We start from the raw sequence: 25,161 nt of genomic DNA, 5'->3' as shown, positions 1-25,161 counted from the left end.
GTTTTTTTCTAGACTGAATTGCTCGATAACTGACTTAATTTTTATGGCTAATATCTAATAACTAATAGCTGAATACTTAGTAACTAACGCAAAAAACAACTAACCATCCATAACAACAAAAAAGTTACCAAAGTAATAAATGTTTCCGCTGGTAAACCGATTGCCAAAGAACTCAGTATTCCCCCTAAAATCAATCCAAAAATTAAACTACTAAATGCTAATAAAACAGCTCGACCAAAATTATTTTCTTTCCGCTTAAGGAAATAAAGACAACTACCAACTCCCAAAACCCAAGTTAGTTGTAATCTAGAAGGATCAGTATCCCCCAAATAAATACTAATTCCGCCTAAGAGCAGATATATACCAGTCGGCCATAGGATATCAGCTTGACTAGGAGTGTCAATCAACCTTTGTAGCCAAGCTGGCCCTTGATTGGTTTCCTGTGAAGTAAAAGTTTCAGTTGCTTTTTTTGCTTGCCTCTCTGGAAATCTAATACGCTCAGGCACTTTAATTTTGCCTTCCTGGCGTAGTCGTAGACGGTCCATTAAAATAGCATCATAAGCAGCTTCAATATTTTCCATTGTTTTCTGATCATGACCATACTGTTGCTTTAAATGTTGTTTTGCTGCTTGAATTTCCTCAAAAGAAGCGTCTTCAGTAAGACCAAGTTGTTGATAATGACTCTGATTACTCATATGAATTTATTAATAATCTTTTAAACTATGATACAATATTCAATTATAGTACTTTAATCTTATTTAGTTTTACAGAAATATGCCTAGTTAACTTGACAAATATCTCTCTATAAATTAACAAATAACTTTAATACTGAATATGATTTATTTACTATATAAGAATTAAGTTCTGAGGCCTGAGGTTAAGACAAGGTAGATAAAAAAAGAATGTTGAGATATGATGGATAAAAGTTGGCTAGATAGGTATTTAATTTGACTTACAAAAAATTTGGGTTTAAAGCCTTGCTCTGCCATCGGAAGACTTTTTAATTGTTTTTTTAAATACATCTGTTATTCTTCTTTTTTCAGTTACTCCCGAGCAATGGGAGACAAAAAATGGGCGCATCAAGCAATTCTTAGGCTAGGGTCTTTTTATAGCCCTAGGAATGAGAAGTTGGACTTAGCTTGTGGAGCTCGAAGCCCGGGCTAATTACAAAACTCGAATTTTAGCAACCCAACAGTAGAAATACTGCGGCTTCATAGCTCGGGAGAAGGTCAAATAAAATGAAATAAAAGTGATCTTAGAAGTACAGGCTCTTTTTATAAATATCTATCGTTAATTTGTATTACTTTTAAGTTTTAATCTTTGACTTTTGATAGATAATTAATATGATTTAATCTCAGTTACTAACTATTCCTGACCACTGCACCTTTTTTTGTTTTTCACGCCGATAAGAGAAAAAGTATTCTGGTTGTTGATAAGTACAATAGGGAGCGATCGCCACCTGTTGATTATCAATACCTAATTGTTTTAATTGTAAGATATTGACTAAACGAACATCTAGGCGAACTTTTCCCGGTTCTGGATCGGACAATATTGGTGAATGGGGTAAAAGCTCAAGGAAATGCATAATATCTTCAATGGTTGCTTTTCCTGTTTCTGGAAAAATCGTTGCTCCCACTTGGGCTGCTACCTCTTGAGAGACTTGATAAACCTCTCCAGCAATAGCAGGGCCAAGTACAACTAATAAATCAGATAATTGACTTCCCTGGGCCTCAAAACCGGCCAATGCCACGGGAACAATTTTGGCAGCAGTACCACGCCACCCGGCATGAACAGCAGCTACTTGTCCGGTTTTTTGGTCAGCAATTAGAACAGGAACACAGTCAGCAGTACAAACCCAAACTGCTTGTTTGGCTTTTTCTGTGAGTAAACCATCAGCTTCGGGATAATTTCCTTCAGTTTCAACAGTAAACTTCGCTGGTGTAATTACAGTACTACCATGTACTTGCTTGACACGATATACTTCTGCTGAAGGATGTAATATATCTACTAATTCTGTTGGTGTGTTGGGGAAAAAATGGTTAGTAAAAAAACCATGAGGCCAATTTTGTAAAAGGCTACAGGTTAGGAAGGGTAGTCCTTCCCATTTTTGCCAATACCAAGTTACATTATTTTTACTCAAAACTTGGTAGTATTTACTTAGTTTTTGTGAATCAGAGTTAGCTATAGTCATCAGAATCAAAATCAAAATTCGCAGTTTGCAGTTTAGATTTTTATTTTGGCACTGTTCCTAACTATATTCAGGTTCCCTATAGTTTAAAAGGTTGATTTTGTTATTACTCTATAGACAATAGGGAAAAAATTTATATTGGTTTGGTGCTTATAAAAATGAATTAGCTATGAGAAGAAAAGTTTAGTTTAGCCAAATCAATCAAAACCATAATACATAAATATAGAATTATCTAAAGAAAAAAAATTGTTAGAATTTAATCAACAAAAATTTATCAACTCCCTATCAAATATTCAGGGAACGAAATTATCCCACAGCTCGAGTCCTTTAACCCCCAATCATTTGCACATTTTTTCTAGCCTTCCCTCAACAAATCAAACCCTCTGGCAACTAATTGACTCAGGAGCATCATCAGGAACTATGGTCATAGCTGCCCAACAAACAGCAGGGCGAGGACAATGGGGTAGAAACTGGATATCAAGTATTGGCGGACTATATATGTCAGTAGCTTTCTGTAAGGGTTGCGGATGGACGAGTATGCCCAAAATATTGATATCTCATATCCCACAACTAACCTTATGTACAGCTTGGGGTATAGCCTCAAGTTTGCAGAATTATGGTGTACCAGTTAAAATTAAGTGGCCTAACGACTTAATTCTAGAAAATCGAAAATTAGGTGGTATCCTTACAGAAACGAGGGTCAAGAAAGAAAAAGTTCCTTGGGCAGTAATTGGTATTGGGATTAACTGGGCAAATTCTGAGATAGGAGATACAGGGATTAACCTGCAAAGTTATTATAGAAACGAGTCTCAACCAGGAATATCTTCTCTAGAAATGTTAGCGGCAATAGTTTTTCATGCATTAGAGTCTGCCATTAGACAACTTTTAGACTCAGGAATAGAAAATATTTTACCTGCCTATAATCAACTATTAATAAATATGGGGAAGCAGGTATTGGTGGAAGATCGTCTTGGGGAGGTTGTAGGAGTGACAAAGAGTGGGGAGTTAAAAGTAAAAATTAATTCTGGTTCAGCTACTGCAAAAACTCAGTCTCAAATATTACCTTCAGAAATATATCTAAAACCAGGTACAATCAGTCTGGGTTATGGTTAATGGGTGAATAGACTTAAAGTGCAAAGAGGAGAAAGTGGTAAGGGAGAAAAAAATAATTGTCATTGCTTAAATTTTGTGCTGGCTTGATAGAGAGCTAAATTTTTATAAGTTTTAATTTAGAGGTGGCTGTGCTTCGTTGTCTACTTCCTCTAATGTCTATCAAGTCTTGTTTCCCTGGAGTCTGATTTGTTTTACAGTATTATTCCTGTAAAAAAAATCTAAGAGTAGTGAGGAACAGGGGAGTGGGGCACAAATTGGAATACATCTGGTCATTTATTTTTAAGTGGGAAAAATTTAATATTTTCTTGAAACAGGATATTACTTGCTTTCCAAACCCATAGGGTGAAAAAACATGGTTATATCGAAGTCAAAGTTTATTAAACTGTTAAATTGTTTATAAAAAGCAACTTAAATAATAATGTCACCAGAAAATCAAAATCAATCAATTGAGTCTAAAGCTGAAATACAGGAAATAACTCAAGGGCCGAACCAAAAGCAAAATTTGAAAATCACCAAACTCTTCCCTCGCAAATCACTTATGCAGCTAGGTTGTTGTCTAGCTAGTTTAGGGATGCTGAGTAGAGGTATGGTTTTAGGGGAGGTGGTTTTGGAAATAGAAGTATATGACTATGACCCATCATATCAACCCGCCCCAGTACCCCAAACATCTTATTCAGCACCATCTTATTCACCAGAGCCATATTATTCGCCAGCACCATCTTATTCACCAGAGCCATATTATTCGCCAGCACCATCTTATTCACCAGAGCCATATTATTCACCAGCACCATCCTATTCACCAGCACCATATTATTCTCAACCCTACTACGAACCAGCACCATATTATTCACCAGCACCATCTTATTCACCAGAACCATATTATTCTTCACCAGCACCAAGTTATTACGAACCAGAACCATATTATTCTCAACCCTACTACGAACCAGAGCCATATTATTCACCGGAACCATATTATTCTCAACCAGCACCAACTTATGAACCGGAACCTTATTACTATTCCCAGCCAGCACCAATTTATGAACCGGAACCAGAACCGGAACCAGACAGTACTATCTATCTACCCAAAAATTTATATGTAGCACCTCCGACTAATACTAATATCAACCTATCAAAAAAATCTAAAAATAACTTACCACCTCTAACACTACCAAAACCTGAGAAGCTTTATTATTATAATGGTTCGACTAATGCTTATATAGATGAGACAGATTATAAAGTGGGTGCAACTGATAGTTATGAGGCACCAAGTACAGTAGTTTTCTCAGAGCGTTCTACAGGTGAAGTTGCTCAATATCCAACAAATAATAAAAATTGGAGTGCTGTAGCCGAAAATAATAATAAAAATTGGAGTGCTGTAGCTGAAAATAATAATAATTGGAGCGCCCCTACTCAGAACAATAATTGGAGTGGAACTACTGCAACAAATAATTGGAGTGCTCCTGCTCAAACTTCATCTTATAATTCATTGTATGGGGAAGGTCGGCAAAATTACTCCTCCAACGATAATAGTTATTATTCTTCCAATGATAATAGCTATTACTCTTCCAAGGATAATAGTTATTATTCAGATACTTCTAGTTATAGTCAAACAAGTTACTATTCAAACTCATCCTCCGGTCAAAATGGTTATTACTCCAGCACCTCTTATGCTCCAAACTACTCAGACTCTTCAAGAGGAGTGGAGGTGGCAGCAGTATTACCGGCTCAGGTGCAGGGACTTTTTCATAACCCCATATCTCAGTCAGGTTTAGCTTATTACAAACGCACCATGCGACCTCCGGCAGTACCTGGAAATGGTAATACTCGGTTAATATTTCCTCTATCTGTTCCAGCACCTATTACTTCATTATTTGGGTGGAGAGAACATCCAGTTTTAGGTTATAGAAAGTTTCATACTGGAACAGACTTAGGGGCACCAACTGGTACTCCAGTAGTGGCAACTTATGCAGGAAAGGTAGCGATCGCTGACTGGTTAGGTGGTTATGGTGTAGCTGTTGTGTTAGACCACCAGAGAAAATCATTGGAAACTCTCTATGGTCACTTATCAGAAATTTTTGTGCAGCCAGGGGAGTTTGTACAACAGGGTGAGGTTATTGGCAGGGTTGGTAGTACGGGAATGTCTACGGGTCCCCATTTACATTTTGAAATGCGACAGTTAACACAGGATGGATGGGTGACGAAAGATCCAGATAGTCATATTGAGTTTGCTTTGGGGAATTTGATGGCAGCATTGAAGGTTACGGAAGTACCGCCTGTACCAGAGGTTAGTATTAATGAGTTGCTGAAGCAGACTAAAGATAATGGTTCTGGTCTGCCACAACTGCCTCCTTTACCCCCAGGGTTTGAAGTACCTATTCCTGATTTAGAACCGCCAATTTTTGAGTTGACAAAAGCTTCGGAAGAGTCTGATGAGGATGTCAAAGTTAGTTTGAATGAGCAGGAAAAAAAAGTGGTGGAATAAGGTTAGTTGAGTAGGGAAAATTTTACTAAACTCCTGGATATTTGAGAAAAATATTACAGGAGTTTTTGTCAGGATAAGTTTAATAAGTTATATTATGTCTGATTGAATAATTATGATGAAAGTGCGTAGTCGGGTTTTAGCGATAAATTTATAGAGACAGAGGGTTTAAAGTATATAAAGTAGAAATATTTATAATCAAACTTTTGTAGAAAAGAGCGATCGCTATGACTCAGAAAAAAAATCATTTACTTCTACCTATTCTCTGGGTTCTGTAACCATTCACGAAACTCTCGGAGCAAAGCATTTTCGCCTTTTTCTCCTCGCCTAATAAGAAAATTTAAAATAACTGACCTCGATAAAATTGGCAAAACATTTGACTTTTCTTGTTCCTGATAATTTCCATATTGTAAACAATAAATAAATAAGTTTTCCCCATCAAATCTCCATATTTCTCGGATACCTAATCAAATGCTTCGTATAGTAGTAAACTGTAAACTTCACTGGATACTTCCCTGTCATAGCCGCAGCGAATTTACTAGCCTCTTCCCAATGATTCCATGCCTGAAATGGGAGATGCCCCGTATAATGCGTATCTAAGCTAAAAGTTAGTTCAGAGTAAGACAACTGTTTTTCTCCTGAACGCCATCCGACTTCATTACCAAATGCTTCGTATACTTCCCTGTCATACTCTCCTTTTCCACCCAAACTCTGATAAATTTTTTTTTGGACGGAAAAACCAAACTTACCATGGCTATATTTTACCCAAAGTTGGTCTATGTACTCAAGTGTTAACCGTGGAATCTCCCTATCATCATAAATAAAAGATGTTACACCATCAGAACCTTGAAATTTTATTAATTCAGGAAAAATTACTGTTGTTTGATAAAAAATTACTAGTGTCTCCTCATCAGCTTTTCTCCATTCACTTTGACGCAAATATTCTTCCAAATTATTATGACGCAAATATTCTTCCAAATTATTATCCTGTAGCAGTTCTTCTAGTTCAGTTTTGATTTCCTTAAGTTCAGACCAATAAGCAGCATGGGCTAAATTATAATAGTGCACACCCTGATTATCATAATAGAAGGATAACGTTGAAGACAACCCCTGTCGAAATCGCTCAGGATTTTCTTTATGGGCAAACTTTAACCGGAAAATCTCACGCCATCTTTTCCAGTTTTGATTGGGTATTGTACCCCACAACTTAAACAATTTTTCTGAACCTTTTTCATAGAAAGAATAAGCTTCAGGAGCTTTAGGTAATTTAATACTCGAAATAATAGGAGGCAACACTCGTGAAACCTGATAAACACGCTCAGGTTCTTCTACTTCTGAACTAACTTCTATCAAACTTAAATCAATCCCTCTTTTAAGTTGTTCTTTACAACCAGAAATAGACTCACAAACTACCTCTAAAGCTGACATCGGTACAGGAATTTCAAACACCAAACAATGACTCAATACCTGAATCATTTTTTCATCAATTTGTTCATAAAGTTCAGGCCAAATAATTTTCCCCTGCCAATCTTCAGAACTAGATTCAAGTTTACTTAACTTCCCGTCAATATCCCCACAAGCAAGTACATCTTTATCCAACCATTCCAATAAACGAGGATTTCCGTTGGCAAGTTTTAACGCTCTTTCAATTAATTGTTTATCAATTTTTCCCGAATTAAAATTCTCCAGACGTTTCAAATTTTTCTCTAAATCAGCTTTGCGAAATGCTTCTAAACCTTGTACCCAAAACTCACTTAATAACTCAAATTGAAACTTATAACGAGAAGTAATAATAATTTTTTCCCTCGCACCTACTTCCTGAATTGCCCAAATTAAAGCATTTAAAACTTCTGCTGCTTTAGGCTTCAAAACATATCCACCTTGACGAGGTTCAAGATTCCATTCAAAGTCATCAAACAGGAAAAGAAAAGGTTTTGCTCCAGCTTCACTTAAATTTTCAAATAAATCTCGCAACCTATATTTGAGTTCATTTTGATTATCTTTTAAGGCAAAACGCAGGTCAGCATCTTTCAATTTATCTGCCAATTTTTCCACTAAATTAGAATTATCAATTTGTCGCCACCATGAAACCCTTTCATATTCCGATAAACGCTCCCAAAGTCGAGAAGCAATGGTACTTTTTCCCAAACCTCCCATACCATGAATTAACACTCCCAACTTATCAGAATCTAACTTAAAAGTACGGAGACAATTTTGTAACTGACGACGACGACCAACAAAATTTTCACGAGTGGCCACCCTAAGTTTACCTTCTGGGTCTCTAAATTCAATGGTTTTCTGGTAACGGGGTGCTGGTTTCCGACCTCGTTTTCTCAAAGGGGTTACCAACGCTCCCGGTAAACTACCCGCTACATAAAGTCGTAATTTATGCCAATCTCTAGCTTCAACCTCAATTAATTCCTGGTAAGTTTCCCCTAATGCTTCCGTTACCCCTTTACCAAAGGACAACCCCTGATATAGCTTTGCTGCTGCTTTTGTTGCTTCTGTATCTAAAACCCAACCGCCCCATCCTAAAACTGCTGTTGCACCTTGACTTAATAAAGATTCTGCCATTGATGGAACATTTTCGTGATGTGAATATCCACTCCGACAACCCGATAAAAAAATTAGTTTCGGGTGCTGAAATTGTAATTCTTTAGCAATATCTTCCGCACTGCTATATTTTGCTTCCCCATATTCTGTCTCAGTAATAAAGCAAGGTTTGCCATGCTCAAAAGTTGCATGACCTGTGAGATGAACAACATCGAAAAAATTCTCTTCCTGGCTTTCCACCAGATAACCTAACTCAGTCAAACAACCACTTTCTTCTACTTCTAAAAACAAAGGCGATCTTTTGGTTGCTTCCAAAATACTTCCCTCCTCCGCTTCAAAATCAAGTTCACGAAAATAGTCTCCCGTGTTGCGGGGGGAACTTGCCATAAACACCACATTTAATGCTCGGTTATTAGGTTGATTTTGAAAAGAAAGTTGTTGACTATCGGTCACCCAACGAACAGGAATAATAGCAGGTTTACGCTGAACTAAAAATTCTTGACCATCATGGAGCAACTCCCAAGGTAAATGAGCTAATCTTTCTGAAGTAGAAATAGCTAAAACAATTCCTTCCCGTTGATATTTATCAAGTTCTTGTCGAAAAATACGATTATTTCCATCCAACCAGTTATAAAGTGTTTGACCAGTTTTGGCGTAGTCTTCTGGTAGTCTTGTATTATAAATACTATCTATTTTTTTGATGACATCAGAAGTTTCTGTCAAAGATAATTGATAAGATTGGTAATCATTGGGATTATTCCAAAAGTATCGGACTTCAGCATAATTATCCCCTATTAATTTTAAATCTAAGTGAAGAATTTGCATAATTATTTTCCTTCGAAACTTTCCAAAATATCTTTAATTTGTTCTACAGTTGCACCTTGAAGTACAACTCGCTTTTCTCCAGACACAATTTCGACCTTCTCTAGTTTTTTCTCATGTTTTTTGTAACACTGAAAAATCTTCTCTGCAATGCTTAGAGTATTATTAATAATGATAGAAGTTCCTGAACCAATTCCAACTATTGTCAGAATCGTTGCTAAAGTATCACCTTTTTCATAGCCATCTCCATCTATTTTATAGCTACCTTCTATACCTTCAATGGCTAGAATTTCTTTAGTAGCTTGGACAGCATCTAACCCATCAATAGCTATTTTGAGCATTGTTCAACTACCTTATTTTTGTGTTTGACTATAATTATACCTCACCCTTTAAGGTTAGGCTTTATCAACATCTTTCTTTTCATAAAATTTGAGAAAAGAGAGAAGTTATATATTTGCCATAGAAATTGATGATACTTCAGAATTTCACTCAAGTACAGTGCTAGTAGCACTATATTTTATTAACAAAAAAAAATCTTAACAAGAGAATAATTAGGCAAATTTTCTAGGATAGAATATCAAGATAAAAAAATATTATTTGCCGCCCTAAAAATTATAAACTTTAAAAAGAACGCCTCCAATTAAAGAACTGCTCTAACAAATTTTGCTGGGATAAATTCTTGGCATATTTCTGCTTTTTCAACAATAAACCTGCCTTACTATTCACCTCAGATAAAGTCGGATAAACATGAATCCCAGTCAAAGCAGAAACCGGCAAATTATTCGACATTGCTAAAACAATTTCATGGATTAACTCACCAGCAGAAATACCAACTAAATGTGCTCCTAAAATTTCCCCATTACCTTTAGTAATAATCTTACAAAATCCATTTGTAGCTGCCTCAGCTTGGGCGCGGTCTACACCAGAAAAAGGTTGCTTCAATACACAAACATCATCTCCATAACGTTCTTTTGCCTGCTGTTCTGTTAACCCTACCCTTGCCAACTCTGGGTCAGTAAAAGTTGCCCAAGGAATAACCCGATAATTAACTTTACTAATAGGAAAAAATAACGCATTTGTTAAAGCAACAACCGCTTCATAACCAGCCACATGAGTAAACTGATAACCGCCAATTACATCTCCACAAGCATAAATTTTAGAATTAGTAGTTTGCAACTTTTCATTAACAATAATTCCTTGCTTTCCTACTTCTACACCAGCAACTTCTAAATTCAAAGATTCTACATTAGGCAACCTACCACCAGCAAATAAAATTTCATCAACTATAATATTTTTTCCACCCGCAGTTACTTGCTTTTTCCCATCCACAACTTCCACTTTTTCTGCTCTAACTTCCTTTAAAATATTAATCCCTTCCGACTCAAATTGTTTCTGTACAACTAGAGCCGCTTCGGGTTCTTCCTTCGGTAAAATATGACTTTTACTAGAGATAATAGTCACATTACTACCAAGACGAGAAAAAGCTTGACCCAACTCACAACCTATTGGGCCGGCACCAATTATTGCTAAATTATTTGGTCGTTGTTTTAGATCAAATACTTTTTCATTTGTTAAAAAATCAGCAGAATTTAATCCTTCAAAAGATGGAATTGCAGGTCGAGAACCTGTGGAAATAACAAAAGCTCTTGCTGTTAATTTTTGACCATTAACTTCAAAAGTTTTTTGATCTATAAATTCACCTTCCCCAAAAATAACTTCAACACCCAAACCTCGAAATCTTTCTGGTGAATCATGGGGTTGAATATTAGCTATTACTTGTTGAACATGACTAGTTACTTTAGCAAATTCAATTTCTGGAGGCTGGGTATAAATGCCAAATCTAGCAGCATTTTTTACTTGATAAGCAACACGAGAAGCATGAATTAAAGACTTACTAGGAACACAACCAAACCATAAACAATCACCTCCTAATTTATCCCTTTCTACTAATGCTACTTTAGCTTTTAATTGAGCTGCAGCAGAAGCTACTACTAAGCCAGCAGAACCACCACCAATAATGACAATATCATATTTAACTGCCATAATTTTACCTCTATCTATCAGTTACTAGTTATTATTTATTAGTTATTATATATCAATTTTTAGTAATTTTTGAAATTTGAGTATAACAATATTAAGAGTTATTTTTTATGCCCTTTACAAGGGATGTTTAAGATCTAATTTTCTAGTGAAAAAAAATACTAATTACCAGGATAAAGATTTGACTGTTAGTTATTAGCTCATTAAGTAAGTTAGTATGACAACTTTTCCCTATATAACAAAATTAAATAAATTATTTACTCAATTTTTGGGAGAAACTTAGAATTAGTATATAAATCTTGATATATTTAACATTTTTCATGTCTACTCACTGATTAAACTGAAGAATGAATTAGTCTTCAAGAAGAATTAAAATTTCTTTTTTTTAGTATTCGAGAGGAAATAAATTAGTCATCATCTAACTTTAGTACTTGCTTGAATTTATTCAAAAGTTGTTTGCCTAAAATTTTACGACAAGTTGGGTGCTGAATGGGAGATAGCTGAATGTTCAGATAGGAACAATAAGTAGGAGAGAAAAACAAAGAAACTCAAGTTAATAATAAGTTTTTTTTTACTGACAGAAAAATTTACCAATAAACTACTTAATTATAGTAATTTGTAATTTTTTTTATATAGCCTTTTACCTAATTAATAAATTTTACCTACCACAATATTGAATGATTACAATATTAACTAGGTAGGTATAAATAAAGATTAAAAGCAAGGGTGAAAAATAACCTATAAGCAATTTATCAATAAGTTATCACCATTTTTTATCTCCATTGTTATTAGATACATAATTAAACTTACTTACTTAGTATTATATGATAAAATACTAAGTATTAATAAAAACATGAAAACATGAGATTAATAATTTAACTATCTTAATTTATACACCTTCTACAGTGGGTTTTGAAGTTGTATTTTCCTGAGAATTTTTGAAAAATTTTGTACTTATCCAAGATGTTAAAATATGAGATAATAAGCCGAAAGGTCCGGCAAACAAACAAAGAATTATTGAGTGGAAAGTCCAAACACCTGTACGTTGTCCTTCCCAATAAATCCAACGACCAACAAATAAATCCATAACTAAAAAATGAACCCATCCTGTTGCTGCGGCTGATTCTTCTCCAAAGAATTTAGCAATATCTGACAAAGTAGGATTGGATAAAGCTGCTGCAGATTCAGGGGTAAGGCTACTAATAAGTAGATAAAGATAAACGACTACTAATAATATAAAAGGAATAAAAGATTCCATGATTTTACGAGTTACTTTCCAGTTAGGCAAAAATATAATTAATGCCCAGAATGGTAATACAAAGAAATTAGCACTGTTGAAAATTAAATCAATTGTCATTGTTATTTATTGACTCCACTAAGGTAATAAAATGTTAAGAGAACTTATAAATAAATGTTATTCTATTTTTGTCAAAATGTCTTTAGGGATAATTGCTTTAATTGTAATTATTGGGGTCTATTATTTACCAGGAGCTGTTATTAAGTTAAAAAATAAAATAATTATACCGATAATCAAACTAGTTATATGCAGAATAAGTTAGTTCAAAGGGGATCTATGGACATGATTAAGAAATTAGTTTCTGTTAATAATAAATTTGCTTTTCAGCTATTTTGAAAAATTCAGAAATCAGGCTTAAATGAAAATATCTTGATATCGCTGAGTAGTATAGCGATCGCTCTATCAATGACTTACAATGGCGCTAGTGGTAAAACTCAAGAAGTGATGGCTAAAACTCTAAATTTTGAGAGAATGAGTTTAGAGGAAATTAATCAGGCAAACAAAGACTTAGGCATTTTATTAAAAAGTTTAAATACAGATATTGAATTAGATATTGCTAACTCAATATGAGAAAAAAAAAGGAATATATTTCTCTTCAAGTTTTTTAGACAATAATCAATTTTTTTTATAAGAGTCAAGTCAATTTTATTCATTTTAATTATCTTCAAACACTAAAAATTATTAATGATTGGGTTAAGGATTATACCAAATAAAAAATTGATAAATTGTTTGAAAAAATAGATACTAATGCGGTCATGATTTTGTTAAATGTGATTTATTTTAAGGGTAATTGTAATAAAAGTTTTGCAGAAAATTATACTAAATAATTACCGTTTTATCTGCAAAATGGAAGTCAAAAAAAATCCAATTATGTTCCAATTATCAAGACATTTATATTACGAAAATGAAGGTTTTTAGGAAGTGAGTGTGTCCTATAAAAAAGGTCTGGTTAGTATGTATATATTTCTTCCCAGGGAACAAGTAGGTTTAGAGTAATTTTATCAATTTCTGAATGAAGAAAACTAGAAAAATTGGATGCTAAAGTTTAAGTATGACTAAATTAATTTAGGTTTGCCAAAATTGAAAAATGAATATAAAGTTACTTTCAATAATGCATTGAAATCTTTGGGAATGAAAATAGCTTTTGATGAAATTGCAGCAGATTTTTCTGGTATGCGCCCCATTCCACCAAATTTATATATCAGTAAAGTTAAAGATAAAACATTTGTTGAAGTGAATGAAACAGGAACAGAAGCAGCAGCAGTTACCGGTGTTGAACCAATGTTAACTTCTGGCCCTACAGTACAAGCTGTCGATATGTTAATTAGTCGCCCCTTCTTTTTTGCGATGAGAGATAATGATTCTGGAACTATTTTGTTTATGGGAGAAATTACAAATCCCAAAATTTAATCAAAAAGGGAAAAGGGAATAGAAAATCAAGGTAGGGATATGAAGTTAATTTAGATTTGCCAAAATTGAAAACTGAATATAAAATAACTCTCAATGAGAAACTGAAATTATGAGGAATGGAAATGGCTTTTAAAGGCAAAGTAGATTTTTCTGAAATTAGTTAGGTCTCAATTATCCCATTTTCAGAAAATGAAAAGAATAAACTTTAATAGGGCGTACTGACAATTGATAACTAAAATAAGTCTACTGAAGAAAAAAATGTTCAAATAAATTATCAATAAGTTTTCTGGTATTTCTAGCAAAATGTCTATAGGAGTAATTATTTTCATTGTAATTCTTGGATTATTTAAATCCCCTAATTTACTAGTGCCTATAGTAATTTTCAGAAATCGGAAACTTGATACTGACTAAGTATACAAGTAAAATTCAGAATAAATTAGCCCAAAAAGGAGATGAAAATACTGTCAAAGTCCAAGCTGATATAAGGGTATAGGGTGGGGTTTTAAAGCTACTATTTGCAAGTTTAGAACCAGCCTGAGCTTTTTAATGGCTACGTTAAAAATCAATATGCTTACAACTTCTTTATGACTTTGTAGCTCTATCTTTAGCTATTAAATATTCTATTTTGAGATTGAAATTGTGCCTATATTGACAATATTTTTAATATTATAAATGTGACTATTATCCTAGAAATAAGTTTTTTTTAAAACATTAAAATAAGCTTATTTTTTTATAGATACTAACAATAATTATTGTGAAAAATTTCATTTAATATGACAAAATTTATCTGTTAAATTAAGATTATTACTAACTCAAGGTAAAGCAGCAGTAATTAGATAATATCCATTTACAATCATATTAAAGGAGGTCTCTAAACTAACACAAAAGTATCAACTTAAGTACGACTATAGTGAAAAATTATCTGGGCTAGCTTTTCTCAGTAATTAGACAAAGTTATTTGCTTAATTATAAATTATAATATCTAGGCTGGATGGGGGTTAAAAATTAATTTTGTGTAATTAATTTTGTCTAATCTATTATGACTAAAGTATAGTTTTTTTCTTTTTTTTTACTTCCTATTTCCCAAATTACTAATCTGTAGGGATATTATATACAAAGTCTCTACCTACTTCCTCAAAAATGAAGTTAAGGTAATTAGCTAAAATCACTATCACAGTAACATCATTAATTATTCTAGATATAGAATAAATTAAGTAAAATCTATAGTTATTAAAATAATTCAAATGTTGCTTTTTGCTAAATTTTTCCGGTTTTTTCTTCTTGAAGTTTACATTTTCAATTCTGGAGGTACTGATAATTGATAACGGATAACTAAAATGGCCGAATCTAATAAATCAGGACTTACCCATCCACCACGAAAATATTAGCTTGAAATTACTATCCTGATGGACTGCTCCGCAAAGGCTGCCCCTAGTAATAACAGAAACTACTATGTTTTTTTTTGCGCAAGTCCTATAAATAGAACTTAATTTAGGCTGAAATTACCAATTGTTTTTATGAATAACCCTATATATCCTGGTCTAATACTCACTGACCGCTATAAAATTATCAAACAATTAGGACATGGTGGTTTTGGACGTACTTACCTCGCAGAAGATAACCACCGTTTCCAGGAACTCTGTGTACTTAAAGAATTTGCCCCCCAAGTTCACGGTAGCTACGCCTTGCAAAAATCCCAGGAACTATTTGAACGGGAGGCAGGTGTACTATACAAGTTACGACATCCCCAAATTCCTGGTTTCCGAGAAATGTTTCGCTATAAGTTAAATGCAGAAGGATATCTATTTTTAGTACAAGATTATATAAAAGGTAAAACTTATCGTGCTTTGTTAGAAAACCGGAAACTTCAAGGCAAACTTTTTCAGGAAGCAGAAGTAATAAAGTTTTTGCTGCAACTTTTACCAGTGTTGGAATATATTCATAATTTGGGAGTTATTCATCGTGATATTTCTCCAGATAATATAATTCTACAAACTTCTGACAAGTTGCCAGTATTAATTGATTTTGGTGGAGTGAAGGAAATAGCAACAAAGGTCGCTTCTGAGTATGCTCAACTTGAAAGTGGTATTACAAGGTTAGGTAAATTGGGATATGCTCCAGATGAACAAATGCGACTAGGAGTTATCAATAATGATAGCGATCTATATGCTTTGGCAGTAACAGCTTTAGTTTTACTAACTGGAAAGGAACCCTCTTTGTTGACGGATGTTCACAACTTAACTTTTAATTGGCGTATTGAAATTAGTATTAGTGAAAACCTGGGAAATGTACTGGATAAAATGTTAGCTTCTAAGCCGAGCGATCGCTTTTCTACTGCTCGTCAAGTTATTACAGCACTGAAAAATGTCTCATATAGTACTAACTTAGCTACTACTCAAGTGCCACCAAGCGTTGTTTCTACTCCACCTGTTTCTCCCGGTCAACTTTCAAGTGTAACTACTATGTCAGTTTCTCAGGTTCCTGTAACTAGTGATGTTGTTCAAAAGTCTTCTATTTGGTCAACAATTTTATTAGTATTAGTGACAATATTTAGTATGGGGGGAATAGGTTGGATGGCTGGTAAATTTTGGTTAGAATATACTTCTAATCAAAATATAATTGTGGATGAAAAACCAGAAAGGTTGAGCGATCGCCTCCAACAATTAGGTATTGATCAATCTTTCTTTTTCTCCTTAGTAGATAAATTTTTCTACAGTCAGTATCCTCAAAAAAAAGGGAAGATCTTAGGTGATCAAACTCAAGAAGATCAGTTATGGCAGTGGCGCTGGTATTCAATAGCTGATAAGTTGGCAGATAAACTAGAAACTATAGCTCCAGATGCTCGCCGCAGATTAGGTAATTATAGCAAAGATGATATTTATCGATGGCGAGCTCAGTTGAGGAGGCTAAGTATTAGTAGTACTGCTTTTAATGATTTGACTGATGCTCGGTTTATTAATTTATTTCCAGAGCAAACCCGTCGTCGAAATCTTATTGGTTTACCCATAGGTCAAGTTTGGCAAGCGATCGCTACTGATACAATGAAAGACTTGCAAGGGAGAAAATCTTTAGAAGAAGTTCGTTTTGCAAAAGGTTCATTTCAGAAAGTTGTCAAGGCTACTCTCTCTCCAGGGGAAGGCAAAATTTATCTGGCTTGGTTACAAGATGAACAAATTTTGGAAGTCAGATTAGAACCTAATGATCCACAAGTTTTATTATCAATTTATTCTCCCATAAATTCTCGCGGTAAGTCTAGAGAATTAATAGAAGATTCTCCAAAAAATAAATGGATAGGCGAAACAAACGGCTCTGGTTATTATCAATTTGTAGTGATTTCAAATTTAGATAAACCTATTGAATATTCTTTAGAATTATTTGCTAAAAATAAAGTCAAAGATAGGTATTAAATTCTCTGAATATTTGAAACTGTGGACCTTAATACTTACTAAGAAAAAAATGATATTTTAGTTATAACTATCTTGACACTCAAAGAAAAACTATGAGGAAATATAGGTCAATACAGTTCAGTTAATATTTTTTTGCAGTTCTTTGATCTGAAAAGCTAATAATCATGATTCCATGCCATAATAGTTTTAGTCTGACTACCAAGCTTATTGCAATATAAATAAGCTTTAAGGTATTTAAATATTTTTATAATTCAACTAGGAGGTTTATGCTAAAGTATATAGTTATTGCTCTAATAACTCTAGAATTAATCTTACTAACTGGATTTTTTAAATCCCCAGCTCATGGCACAATGAGAGAATCAGAATTTTTTATTTGGGATTATGCCTCTTTGAGTAATTATCAGGTTGTTTGTAAAAAGTTGATATTTCATCCTACAAATCGTAGGCTACCAGAATTATCAAAGATGAAACCTATAAATATTCATTCTCAAGTAGTAAATGATGAATATTGTTCTAATTTAACTAAGCCTGTTTAATATTTTCTGATGATAGTTAAGGTAAAGATTTAGAAAAAAACTGATCAAACCGGGTTTAAATAATTAAAATCCGGTTTATTCATATTTCAGAGAATATGCTAAAGTTCGTATTATATAGCTTTAAGCTATTATTTGAAGTCAAAAATATTGGTTGTTAAGGATTTAATCTGTATTAATTTCTTAACAGTTTTTTTTGTAGTGCTATTAGTGATAATTAAAGAGGTAAAAACATGAAATATCGTGTTATGCTCAAATATCGGGATATAATCAGAGATATAATAGTTGAAGCAAACAGTAAAGAAGAGGCAGCTGAACAAGTGGAAGGTGAGATTAATAAAGGGGAAAAAATTAATAGTATTAAACCAGTCACATCAGAATCTAAATCAGGTTCTTGGTGGGAAATTTGGCTAGATTAAAATCAGCTAATTAGGAAATAGAAAGCAGGAAATAGGAGAAGACATAGTGATTTATTAAATTAAATTCTGAGGTATGATGTTAGTATGGTCGGATATTTAATATTTTCCCAAGCTTCATAACTTTAGTAGCATAAATAATAATATCCCTTCATTGAAGACTAATTTTAATCTCTTAAAAAGGTAAATGTTTTTTGCTTTTTCTTGATATTACTTTCTATTTCTGGCTCCCTTGAAAAATTATTTTATTACTTGAAAATTATGGCTAATTCTAAACGTAATTTATCTGATCATAAAAATTCTAAAGGCGATCGCCTGGTTTATTCAGAGTTTGGTAATAATGCTAATTCTCCAGCGACAGAAAGAGCACTACCAAATTTACCACCAAATCAACAAAACTTAAGAGTACAAGTATCTCGCAAAGGTCGTAAAGGAAAAACAGTCACAGTTATTAGTGGTTTCCAGTCAAACCAGGAAACTTTAACAGCTTTACTCAAACAACTTAAAAATCAATGTGGCGCAGGTGGAACTATTAAAGATAATGAAATTGAAATTCAGGGGGAACATAAACAAAAGTTACTCGAGATTTTAATTAAATTGGGTTATAAAGCTAAAATTAGTGGAGGTTAAGGTACTTTAGAGATTATAAACTTCAAGATACTTTAAGAATGAAAAATCAGGAAAGTTGAAGAGAGTTTCTGTAGATATCTATTAGTAAAGTATGAATTATTCAATAGCAAGTTACCAATAATATTGGTGGAAATAAGCGGAATTTGGATTTTTGCTATGTAAGTTTAAATAAGAAGTCATTAAATTTATATAGCAGTCTTTATTCTATGAGGTACATTTTGAGTTTTCTAGCTACCTCCTTTTTTAGGGGGATATCAAAAACCCCCTTTTTTCAGCTATCCTTTATAAGGAACTCCTAGAACCGTTTTTTTTGTAGGAAGATGGGGCTTATGTCTAACTCCTCCCGAAAGAAGAATGGGGAAGAGCTATCTCTTTTCATATCTGGCATAAAAAAACGTATTTTTAATACATTTACTATTGGGAAATATGTAGAAAAAGTGCAAGTTTATAACTTCTCTCTTTTGTCAAGTTTGATATGAAGAAATATGTTTATAAAGGATGGCTTTTTTAGGAATATTTAAGGGCTTTATAAATAGACAATAAACTGTGGAAATTACTATATTATTGGAGATATATAAATGTTTAAAACAGTTGCTTTAGTTTTACTAGGAACCTCTCTCGGTTTCGGATTTTCTTTGGTAAGTGATGGTAATGGGTTTGCGATTAAAGTCCCATCTATAGAAGCGGGAAAATTAGAATGTCATTGGTTATCTGAAGATATCTCTAACAATTCTTATAATAGAGAATTTTTAGAACCAAGGAATTAAATTTTATTTCAACTACAGTGGATTAATTACAATTAATTAATAACTGATAGAATGCACCACTATTAAAAAATAAAATTTACTATTTCTAACTTCCTACTTTAGTAGGAGTTACTATTAACTGAAAAAGCTCATAACTGCAATAGTAATAACTTAAAAATCTGATAACTGAGTATGATAACTCAAATTTTACCTATAATAAAAGACTCTGAACGTTTAGAAAATAGACTCAAAGAGATTCCCCAAACTCCGGGAGTTTATCTCATGCGTGATCGTAGCGATCGCATCCTTTATATTGGTAAATCTAAAAAACTTAGAAACCGAGTTCGTTCCTATTTTCGAGATGGAAAAAATCACACTCATCGTATCAGTTTAATGATACAACAAATCGTTGAAATTGAATTTATTGTCACAGATACAGAAGCTGAAGCTTTAGCATTAGAAGCTAATCTTGTTAAGCAACATCAACCATATTTTAATGTCTTACTCAAGGATGATAAAAAATATCCCTATCTTTGTATAACTTGGTCGGAAGATTATCCGAGAATTTTTATTACTAGAAAACGCAGATTAGGTAAAGCTAAAGACCGTTATTATGGTCCTTATGTGGATACTAGATTACTCCGAAATACTCTACATTTAGTTAAACGAATTTTTCCCCTACGTCAAAGACCAAAACCTTTATTTAAGGACCGCTCTTGTCTGAATTATGATATTGGTCGTTGCCCTGGAGTTTGTCAGGAGTTAATTACTCCAGAGGAATATCATAAAATTGTGCAAAGAGTGGCAATGATTTTTCAAGGTCGAACTGGAGAATTAATTGATATTTTAAATACTCAAATGGAAAAAGAAGCGGAAGCGCTAAATTTTGAAAAAGCAGCATTTATTCGTGACCAAATTAGAGGTTTAAATTCTTTAAATGCTGATCAAAAAGTTTCTTTACCAGATGATAGAGTTTCTAGAGATGCAATTGCTTTGGCGGGAAATCATCAAATTGCTTGTGTTCAACTATTCCAAATTCGGGCAGGAAAATTAGTAGGTAGGTTGGGATTTATTGCTGAAATTCCTGATTTAGGAACTGCAGAAAATCAGGAGTTGGGAGTAATTTTGCAGCGGGTTTTAGAATCCCATTATCAAATAGTAGAATCTGTAGAAATTCCTACGGAAATTATTGTGCAAAATGAGTTGCCGGAGAGTAATTTTTTGCAAAATTGGTTAACAGAAAAGAAGGGTAAAAAAGTAGAAATTTTTGTACCTCAACGCCAGGGGAAAGCTGAATTAATTGAGATGGTAAAAAAGAATGCTGAGTATGAGTTATTGCGGTTGGCAAAAATGAGCGATCGCAATAATGAAGCGATGACAGATTTAGCAGAAATCTTAGATTTACCAGAGTTACCTCACCGGATAGAGGGTTATGATATTTCCCACATTCAAGGTTCGGATGCGGTGGCATCACGGGTAGTGTTTATTGACGGTTTGCCAGCAAAACAACATTATCGACATTATAAAATTAAAAACCCAGAAGTGCGTTCCGGTCATTCTGATGATTTTGCCAGTATGGCTGAGGTTATTGGGCGACGGTTTCGTGACTATGAAAAACAAACTACTACAGACAAACCAGATTTAATTATGATAGATGGTGGGAAAGGGCAACTGTCAGCAGTAGTGGCAGTGATGGAAGAGATGAATATATTAGAAGAAGTGCGGGTGGTGAGTTTGGCAAAACAACGGGAGGAGATTTTTTTGCCTGGGGAGTCTGAACCTTTAAGAACTGATGCGGAACAACCGGGGGTGCAGTTGTTGCGGAGGCTGCGGGATGAGGCTCATAGATTTGCTGTGAGTTTTCATCGGGATAGAAGAAGTCAGAGGATGAAGCGATCGCGTTTAGATGAGATTCCTGGTTTAGGGCAACATCGACAAAAGTTGTTATTGGGGCATTTTCATTCTGTTGATTATATTAGGATGGCAACGGTGGAACAGTTGGCAGAAGTGTCGGGAGTCGGACCTAAGTTGGCACAACAGATTTATGATTATTTTCATTAAAATAGGGAGTAGGAAACTCAAATTTTCAGGGTTTACAGAAAGGCGTCAAATGTAGTGTAAAAGTCTCAAATAATTACCTTAAACACTATATATAGGAGCACTGCGTAAGTCCTGATTTTGTTTAGGTGATTATTGTGAATAACTATGAAGAAATTAACAATAGGGACTGACAATAGCTGGTTTAAGAACTTAAGCTTTGGAGCCGTTAAAATATGTCAACCTTAATCAAAATAAATTTCTTAATATAGTAAAAATTAGTTTTAGGAGTAAACTCAATGAGTGACAAAAACTTTTATACTATAGAAGCCATTTTGGATCTTTCTGAAAGACTATAATGGATAGAAAATGCCATATTCTAGTAGCTTGACAGATGAGGAGTGGGTTATAATTGAACCCCTGTTACCCAAAAAGAAAAGAACTTTTCCCCCCAAATGGACTAAAAGAGAAATATTGGATGGTGTTCTCTACCAACTTAAGAATGGTTGTAACTGGTGTGGTTTACCCAAGGATTTACCTCCTTATTCGACGGTGTTTTGGCACTACAAACAATGGCGTATTGGAAGGGGTAATTGAGAAGATTAGAGATGTTTTACATTGGGATTTCTGCGTCAAAAGGTAAAAAAAAGCGCTCCGGGACAACTTTAATCATCATTGACTCACTAATCATCAAAAATACTTGTAATGCAAGTACAGAGTCGAAAGGATTTTTATTACAGAGTACTAATGGAATCAAGCGGCATCTAGCAGTAGATAGCCTCGGTTTTCCTTTTTTTACTCATTTAAGCAATATCAGTCTCTGATGATGTGGGATTAATTGAAATGTTGTCTGACAATATTGATTACTTCAAATCTAAACCTGTCAATATTCCTAAAATCACTATTCTTCAGACATACGGATATCACCCGGAAAAATTAACGATTGAGTTGAAAAAAATTTATCCAGCGATTATGACCAAGATTCGGTTTAAGCTCTCACCTAAGCCCTCGAAAGCCCTTGAAGAAGAAGCAGGGACAAAGGGGTTTAATCAGATGGGTCATTGAAAGAACTAATTCTTGGATGGAAAGATGTAAGAGTTTAGTCAAAAAAATTGATGGGAACTCTTGAGAATGCCACCACCAAGATTAATCTTTGTTTTGTTAGACTTATGCTTAAGAGATTGGCGTTGGCAGAGGATGGTGGCGGTAGCTATATCGCCTGAACGGCAAAAAAAGATCCACTCAGGGGTTCTATAAGTCAAGCTTTTTTTCCTGTAGTTAGCAGTCTATCTCCCTGATATTATCCAATTCCTCGGTTCCAAACTTGCTAGCACAGAATGGGAAATCTCAGATCTTGAATGTTGGAACCAAGAGCGATCGTCCCCACCAATTAGCGGATACCGAAACCAGAGTCTCTAGAGAAATCTTGTTGCAAATAGCCAGCAACATAACCCAAGTCATTGATGGTATATTCCTACGCTACTTAGACAATGCACAGGAGCTAAATATACAGTGTTTTCCTTTGCTATCATGAGCGCCCATACGGGCAAGATACCCGCACTATATAATTTTCATCATTTGCCCGAAATATGCTGTCATTGTTCGCGCTGTAGATAGCAGCGCTTACGATGTAGAAATTAGTTATGAAACTATATTGCAGCGCTTTTGAAATTGATAAATTACATCGCCATAACCAAAACCTTGTAGGGACGTTGCATGCAATGTCCCTACTTTGGGACTGGCCAACTTACTTATGAGCCCGTTAAGCCAAACGAATCGTACTCATTCTACCCAAGCTATATTTTAGGCGTATTAGTGTGTCACATTTCATTACAGTGCTTTTTATTTTAGTAGACTACAGTAGGGGCGAATGGCCATTGACCCTATAGGATTTTGGTTATGACAATGTGGTTCATCAATCTGAAAAGTACTGTAAAGCACCCTACAAGATGATTTGCTGTAGGTTAGGTTGAGGGACGAAACCAAAGCACTATCAAACATGTCTTTGGTTTCACTGAGGTAGTCGATGGGGATATCGCTATCCTTCACCTCTACTACAAAATTAATAAAGTCAGAGGTTTGTTAGAGGCAATTAGGTGTTTTAAAAGTAATTACAGCGAATTCCACCTTAGTGAGGTACACCCAAGCTGCTAAGATGTCTGCACTACAAACATTTAATTGTTAATCTTTGTACTTTACATACTTGGAATCTGCTGTAAATGGTTAGTTTCTGTTAAAAAAGTTGATAAGATTAAATGTAGTTATAATAATTCTATTTTGTTTGTGTCCAAAGTCTAACCGCTTTTTGGGAATAGACAAGAGGCAATAGCCAATGGGCAAAAGTTTCGGAGTTTATCTCTACTTTTTGAATTGTCACAACCTATTTGGGATTGTTATATGGATTTTTTTACTAAACTGTAATTTTTTGTATTATCATGATTTACGCAAAGGTACTAATTGTACTGCAAATATCTGAAAAATTCATCCAAATACACCATATATAGCTGTGCTACGTAAGTCCTGATTATAAAAATAATAAAATGCAAGGAGATAAAAGAATATGAGTAATAGGTTTAATTTCTGGGAATTTATTTGGAATTTGTTAGGGAAAGTTATATTTGAGAGGTTTGTCATTAACTTTTTATTGAGAACTAAAGTAGGAAGATGATTCTTATTTTTTTTGTTTACATGCTTTCTACCTTTGCTAATTCCTTATGTTCTCGATTATATATTCGAGCCAAAAGACAATGAAATCAGTCGCCAGGAAGTTATTGATGGATTGACAAGACAGTGTATTGCTCAAGAAAGCCATTACTTAAAAAACGGCAGAATGTACAACAAATCTAATGACCCCAAAGGCGAGGGTAAATACTATCATTTTGGTTTAATTAAATATGGTAAAAATGATAGAATTGCTCCTATATATGCAGAACCAAAAGAACCCACTTTATCTACTTTTGTAGGACTTGCAGTTATGTCAAGCCAAGAGAAATTTTATTGTTTAATTTGTCGAGCCAGCATTTATCACAGTGTAGCTTTGTCGAAAGACTTTCCAGTTGTTAATGGTAGCTCAGTTGACTGTCCTGAAGGATATCATAAATATAAAAGAGTCGATTTTTAATTATTAATAATTAACGAAGGTAAAAAAATTAGGACTGGTGACTTATTGTTTGCTTGTTTGCTAGTATCTCCTGGAAAATCTAGAATTGTTTCTCAATTTCCTAGGAACTTTGCTAAAACAATTCATCGGTTGAAACCCCGTTGGTGGGACTACATTAAAATTCCCAATTTGTTTCTTGATAGAGATATGGTATTACTAAATCAGCAGGGGCATTTACTAAAACAAAAACAATCAAGTAAAAGTTGGAAAATCGCTTTTATAATTCGATACGGTTCAGGTAATTAGGTAAGACGAAAACTCCTATGATATGATCTGGAACCATTAGACAGGCTTGTCAGACTACAGAATTACAAAAAAATCCTGATCTAG

General features: G+C 34.0%; 23 protein-coding genes. 16 read left to right on the top strand and 7 right to left on the bottom strand.

The genetic code is table 11. The annotated features are described in order from the left end of the window. Positions 1 to 83: 83 nt before the first annotated feature. Both TERY_RS16070 and pgeF read right to left on the bottom strand, forming a co-directional pair. Positions 84 to 695 carry a CPP1-like family protein gene (locus TERY_RS16070; RefSeq protein WP_011612801.1) on the bottom strand — a complete coding sequence of 204 codons (612 nt, stop codon included), beginning with the start codon at positions 693 to 695 and terminating at the stop codon, positions 84 to 86. A 659-nt stretch (positions 696 to 1,354) separates the two neighbouring features. Continuing rightward, positions 1,355 to 2,191, bottom strand: a complete 837-nt coding sequence (gene pgeF / locus TERY_RS16065) for a peptidoglycan editing factor PgeF (RefSeq protein WP_011612800.1) — start codon at positions 2,189 to 2,191, stop codon at positions 1,355 to 1,357. Between the two features lie 243 nt (positions 2,192 to 2,434). On the opposite strand from pgeF, the gene TERY_RS16060 reads away from it, so the two are divergent. Continuing rightward, the gene (locus TERY_RS16060) at positions 2,435 to 3,301 is read left to right on the top strand and encodes a biotin--[acetyl-CoA-carboxylase] ligase (RefSeq protein ID WP_011612799.1); all 867 of its coding nucleotides are present in this window, start codon (positions 2,435 to 2,437) and stop codon (positions 3,299 to 3,301) included. 418 nt (positions 3,302 to 3,719) lie between these two features. After that, the gene (locus tag TERY_RS37195; RefSeq protein WP_011612798.1) at positions 3,720 to 5,783 is read left to right on the top strand and encodes a peptidoglycan DD-metalloendopeptidase family protein; all 2,064 of its coding nucleotides are present in this window, start codon (positions 3,720 to 3,722) and stop codon (positions 5,781 to 5,783) included. Between the two features lie 435 nt (positions 5,784 to 6,218). Here TERY_RS37195 and TERY_RS16050 read toward each other — a convergent pair whose 3' ends face one another. The 4 genes from TERY_RS16050 to TERY_RS16035 form a co-directional block, all read right to left on the bottom strand. After that, positions 6,219 to 9,158 (bottom strand): GUN4 domain-containing protein, encoded by a 2,940-nt coding sequence (locus tag TERY_RS16050; RefSeq protein WP_011612797.1) that lies wholly within the window; start codon positions 9,156 to 9,158, stop codon positions 6,219 to 6,221. 2 nt (positions 9,159 to 9,160) lie between these two features. Beyond that, complete coding sequence (locus TERY_RS16045) at positions 9,161 to 9,496, bottom strand: hypothetical protein (protein ID WP_011612796.1); 336 nt, start codon at positions 9,494 to 9,496, stop codon at positions 9,161 to 9,163. 280 nt (positions 9,497 to 9,776) lie between these two features. Continuing rightward, complete coding sequence (locus TERY_RS16040; protein WP_011612795.1) at positions 9,777 to 11,198, bottom strand: FAD-dependent oxidoreductase; 1,422 nt, start codon at positions 11,196 to 11,198, stop codon at positions 9,777 to 9,779. 886 nt (positions 11,199 to 12,084) lie between these two features. Then, positions 12,085 to 12,552: an abscisic acid-deficient protein Aba4 family protein gene (locus tag TERY_RS16035; RefSeq protein WP_011612794.1), complete on the bottom strand. Its 468-nt coding sequence runs from the start codon at positions 12,550 to 12,552 to the stop codon at positions 12,085 to 12,087. 279 nt (positions 12,553 to 12,831) lie between these two features. Here TERY_RS16035 and TERY_RS28375 point away from each other — a divergent pair, with 279 nt between their 5' ends. The 11 genes from TERY_RS28375 to TERY_RS37190 all read left to right on the top strand — a co-directional run bounded on the left by TERY_RS28375 (position 12,832) and on the right by TERY_RS37190 (position 22,736). After that, entirely contained in the window at positions 12,832 to 13,062 is a 231-nt protein-coding gene (locus TERY_RS28375) for a serpin family protein (protein WP_081432474.1), read from the top strand. Between the two features lie 155 nt (positions 13,063 to 13,217). Further along, positions 13,218 to 13,319, top strand: a complete 102-nt coding sequence (locus TERY_RS33305; RefSeq protein WP_196797084.1) for a serpin family protein — start codon at positions 13,218 to 13,220, stop codon at positions 13,317 to 13,319. Positions 13,320 to 13,563: 244 nt separating this feature from the next. Continuing rightward, complete coding sequence (locus TERY_RS25530; RefSeq protein WP_052845821.1) at positions 13,564 to 13,902, top strand: serpin family protein; 339 nt, start codon at positions 13,564 to 13,566, stop codon at positions 13,900 to 13,902. Between the two features lie 1,517 nt (positions 13,903 to 15,419). Beyond that, positions 15,420 to 17,309 carry a protein kinase domain-containing protein gene (locus TERY_RS16025; protein WP_011612793.1) on the top strand — a complete coding sequence of 630 codons (1,890 nt, stop codon included), beginning with the start codon at positions 15,420 to 15,422 and terminating at the stop codon, positions 17,307 to 17,309. A gap of 266 nt (positions 17,310 to 17,575) precedes the next feature. After that, complete coding sequence (locus TERY_RS16020) at positions 17,576 to 17,845, top strand: hypothetical protein (protein WP_011612792.1); 270 nt, start codon at positions 17,576 to 17,578, stop codon at positions 17,843 to 17,845. Positions 17,846 to 18,075: 230 nt separating this feature from the next. Continuing rightward, the gene (locus tag TERY_RS16015) at positions 18,076 to 18,261 is read left to right on the top strand and encodes a hypothetical protein (RefSeq protein WP_044136867.1); all 186 of its coding nucleotides are present in this window, start codon (positions 18,076 to 18,078) and stop codon (positions 18,259 to 18,261) included. A gap of 258 nt (positions 18,262 to 18,519) precedes the next feature. Then, positions 18,520 to 18,888, top strand: a complete 369-nt coding sequence (locus TERY_RS16010) for a translation initiation factor (RefSeq protein ID WP_011612791.1) — start codon at positions 18,520 to 18,522, stop codon at positions 18,886 to 18,888. 578 nt (positions 18,889 to 19,466) lie between these two features. Further along, on the top strand, positions 19,467 to 19,655 hold the full coding sequence (locus tag TERY_RS16005) for a hypothetical protein (RefSeq protein ID WP_044136866.1): 189 nt from the start codon (positions 19,467 to 19,469) through the stop codon (positions 19,653 to 19,655). Between the two features lie 171 nt (positions 19,656 to 19,826). After that, positions 19,827 to 21,695, top strand: coding sequence for an excinuclease ABC subunit UvrC (gene uvrC / locus TERY_RS16000; RefSeq protein ID WP_011612790.1), 1,869 nt, complete (start codon positions 19,827 to 19,829; stop codon positions 21,693 to 21,695). A gap of 345 nt (positions 21,696 to 22,040) precedes the next feature. After that, positions 22,041 to 22,268: a transposase gene (locus TERY_RS15995; RefSeq protein WP_011612789.1), complete on the top strand. Its 228-nt coding sequence runs from the start codon at positions 22,041 to 22,043 to the stop codon at positions 22,266 to 22,268. Positions 22,269 to 22,499: 231 nt separating this feature from the next. Then, positions 22,500 to 22,736: a hypothetical protein gene (locus TERY_RS37190; protein ID WP_011612788.1), complete on the top strand. Its 237-nt coding sequence runs from the start codon at positions 22,500 to 22,502 to the stop codon at positions 22,734 to 22,736. 38 nt (positions 22,737 to 22,774) lie between these two features. On the opposite strand, the gene TERY_RS37185 is transcribed toward TERY_RS37190, so the two are convergent. Further along, on the bottom strand, positions 22,775 to 22,933 hold the full coding sequence (locus TERY_RS37185; RefSeq protein WP_370495638.1) for a hypothetical protein: 159 nt from the start codon (positions 22,931 to 22,933) through the stop codon (positions 22,775 to 22,777). Positions 22,934 to 23,025: 92 nt separating this feature from the next. Between TERY_RS37185 and TERY_RS33300 the strand changes: the two genes are divergently transcribed. The 3 genes from TERY_RS33300 (at position 23,026) to TERY_RS15980 (ending at position 25,077) form a co-directional block, all read left to right on the top strand. Further along, a complete protein-coding gene (locus TERY_RS33300; protein WP_155994457.1) occupies positions 23,026 to 23,205 on the top strand; it encodes a hypothetical protein in 180 nt (59 codons plus the stop codon). A gap of 1,146 nt (positions 23,206 to 24,351) precedes the next feature. Continuing rightward, complete coding sequence (locus TERY_RS15985; RefSeq protein ID WP_011612787.1) at positions 24,352 to 24,792, top strand: hypothetical protein; 441 nt, start codon at positions 24,352 to 24,354, stop codon at positions 24,790 to 24,792. Between the two features lie 45 nt (positions 24,793 to 24,837). Further along, positions 24,838 to 25,077: a PaO family protein gene (locus TERY_RS15980; protein ID WP_011612786.1), complete on the top strand. Its 240-nt coding sequence runs from the start codon at positions 24,838 to 24,840 to the stop codon at positions 25,075 to 25,077. The last annotated feature ends 84 nt before the right edge of the window (positions 25,078 to 25,161 follow it).

The sequence above is a fragment of the Trichodesmium erythraeum IMS101 genome (assembly GCF_000014265.1).
Taxonomy (GTDB): Bacteria; Cyanobacteriota; Cyanobacteriia; order Cyanobacteriales; family Microcoleaceae; genus Trichodesmium; species Trichodesmium erythraeum.
The sequence above is the reverse complement of the archived record's forward strand: the minus strand, read 5'-3'. Positions and strand labels throughout refer to the sequence as shown.

Excerpts from the sequence above, each read along its gene's own strand:
- TERY_RS16050 (WP_011612797.1), bottom strand. The coding sequence starts at position 9,158 with ATGCAAATTCTTCACTTAGATTTAAAATTAATAGGGGATAATTATGCT.
- TERY_RS16040 (WP_011612795.1), bottom strand. The coding sequence starts at position 11,198 with ATGGCAGTTAAATATGATATTGTCATTATTGGTGGTGGTTCTGCTGGC.
- pgeF (WP_011612800.1), bottom strand. The coding sequence starts at position 2,191 with ATGACTATAGCTAACTCTGATTCACAAAAACTAAGTAAATACTACCAA.
- TERY_RS16070 (WP_011612801.1), bottom strand. The coding sequence starts at position 695 with ATGAGTAATCAGAGTCATTATCAACAACTTGGTCTTACTGAAGACGCT.
- TERY_RS16035 (WP_011612794.1), bottom strand. The coding sequence starts at position 12,552 with ATGACAATTGATTTAATTTTCAACAGTGCTAATTTCTTTGTATTACCA.
- TERY_RS16020 (WP_011612792.1), top strand. The coding sequence starts at position 17,576 with ATGCTAAAGTATATAGTTATTGCTCTAATAACTCTAGAATTAATCTTA.
- TERY_RS16025 (WP_011612793.1), top strand. The coding sequence starts at position 15,420 with ATGAATAACCCTATATATCCTGGTCTAATACTCACTGACCGCTATAAA.
- TERY_RS16005 (WP_044136866.1), top strand. The coding sequence starts at position 19,467 with ATGTTTAAAACAGTTGCTTTAGTTTTACTAGGAACCTCTCTCGGTTTC.
- TERY_RS37195 (WP_011612798.1), top strand. The coding sequence starts at position 3,720 with ATGTCACCAGAAAATCAAAATCAATCAATTGAGTCTAAAGCTGAAATA.
- TERY_RS16010 (WP_011612791.1), top strand. The coding sequence starts at position 18,520 with ATGGCTAATTCTAAACGTAATTTATCTGATCATAAAAATTCTAAAGGC.
- TERY_RS16045 (WP_011612796.1), bottom strand. The coding sequence starts at position 9,496 with ATGCTCAAAATAGCTATTGATGGGTTAGATGCTGTCCAAGCTACTAAA.
- uvrC (WP_011612790.1), top strand. The coding sequence starts at position 19,827 with ATGATAACTCAAATTTTACCTATAATAAAAGACTCTGAACGTTTAGAA.
- TERY_RS16015 (WP_044136867.1), top strand. The coding sequence starts at position 18,076 with ATGAAATATCGTGTTATGCTCAAATATCGGGATATAATCAGAGATATA.
- TERY_RS15995 (WP_011612789.1), top strand. The coding sequence starts at position 22,041 with ATGCCATATTCTAGTAGCTTGACAGATGAGGAGTGGGTTATAATTGAA.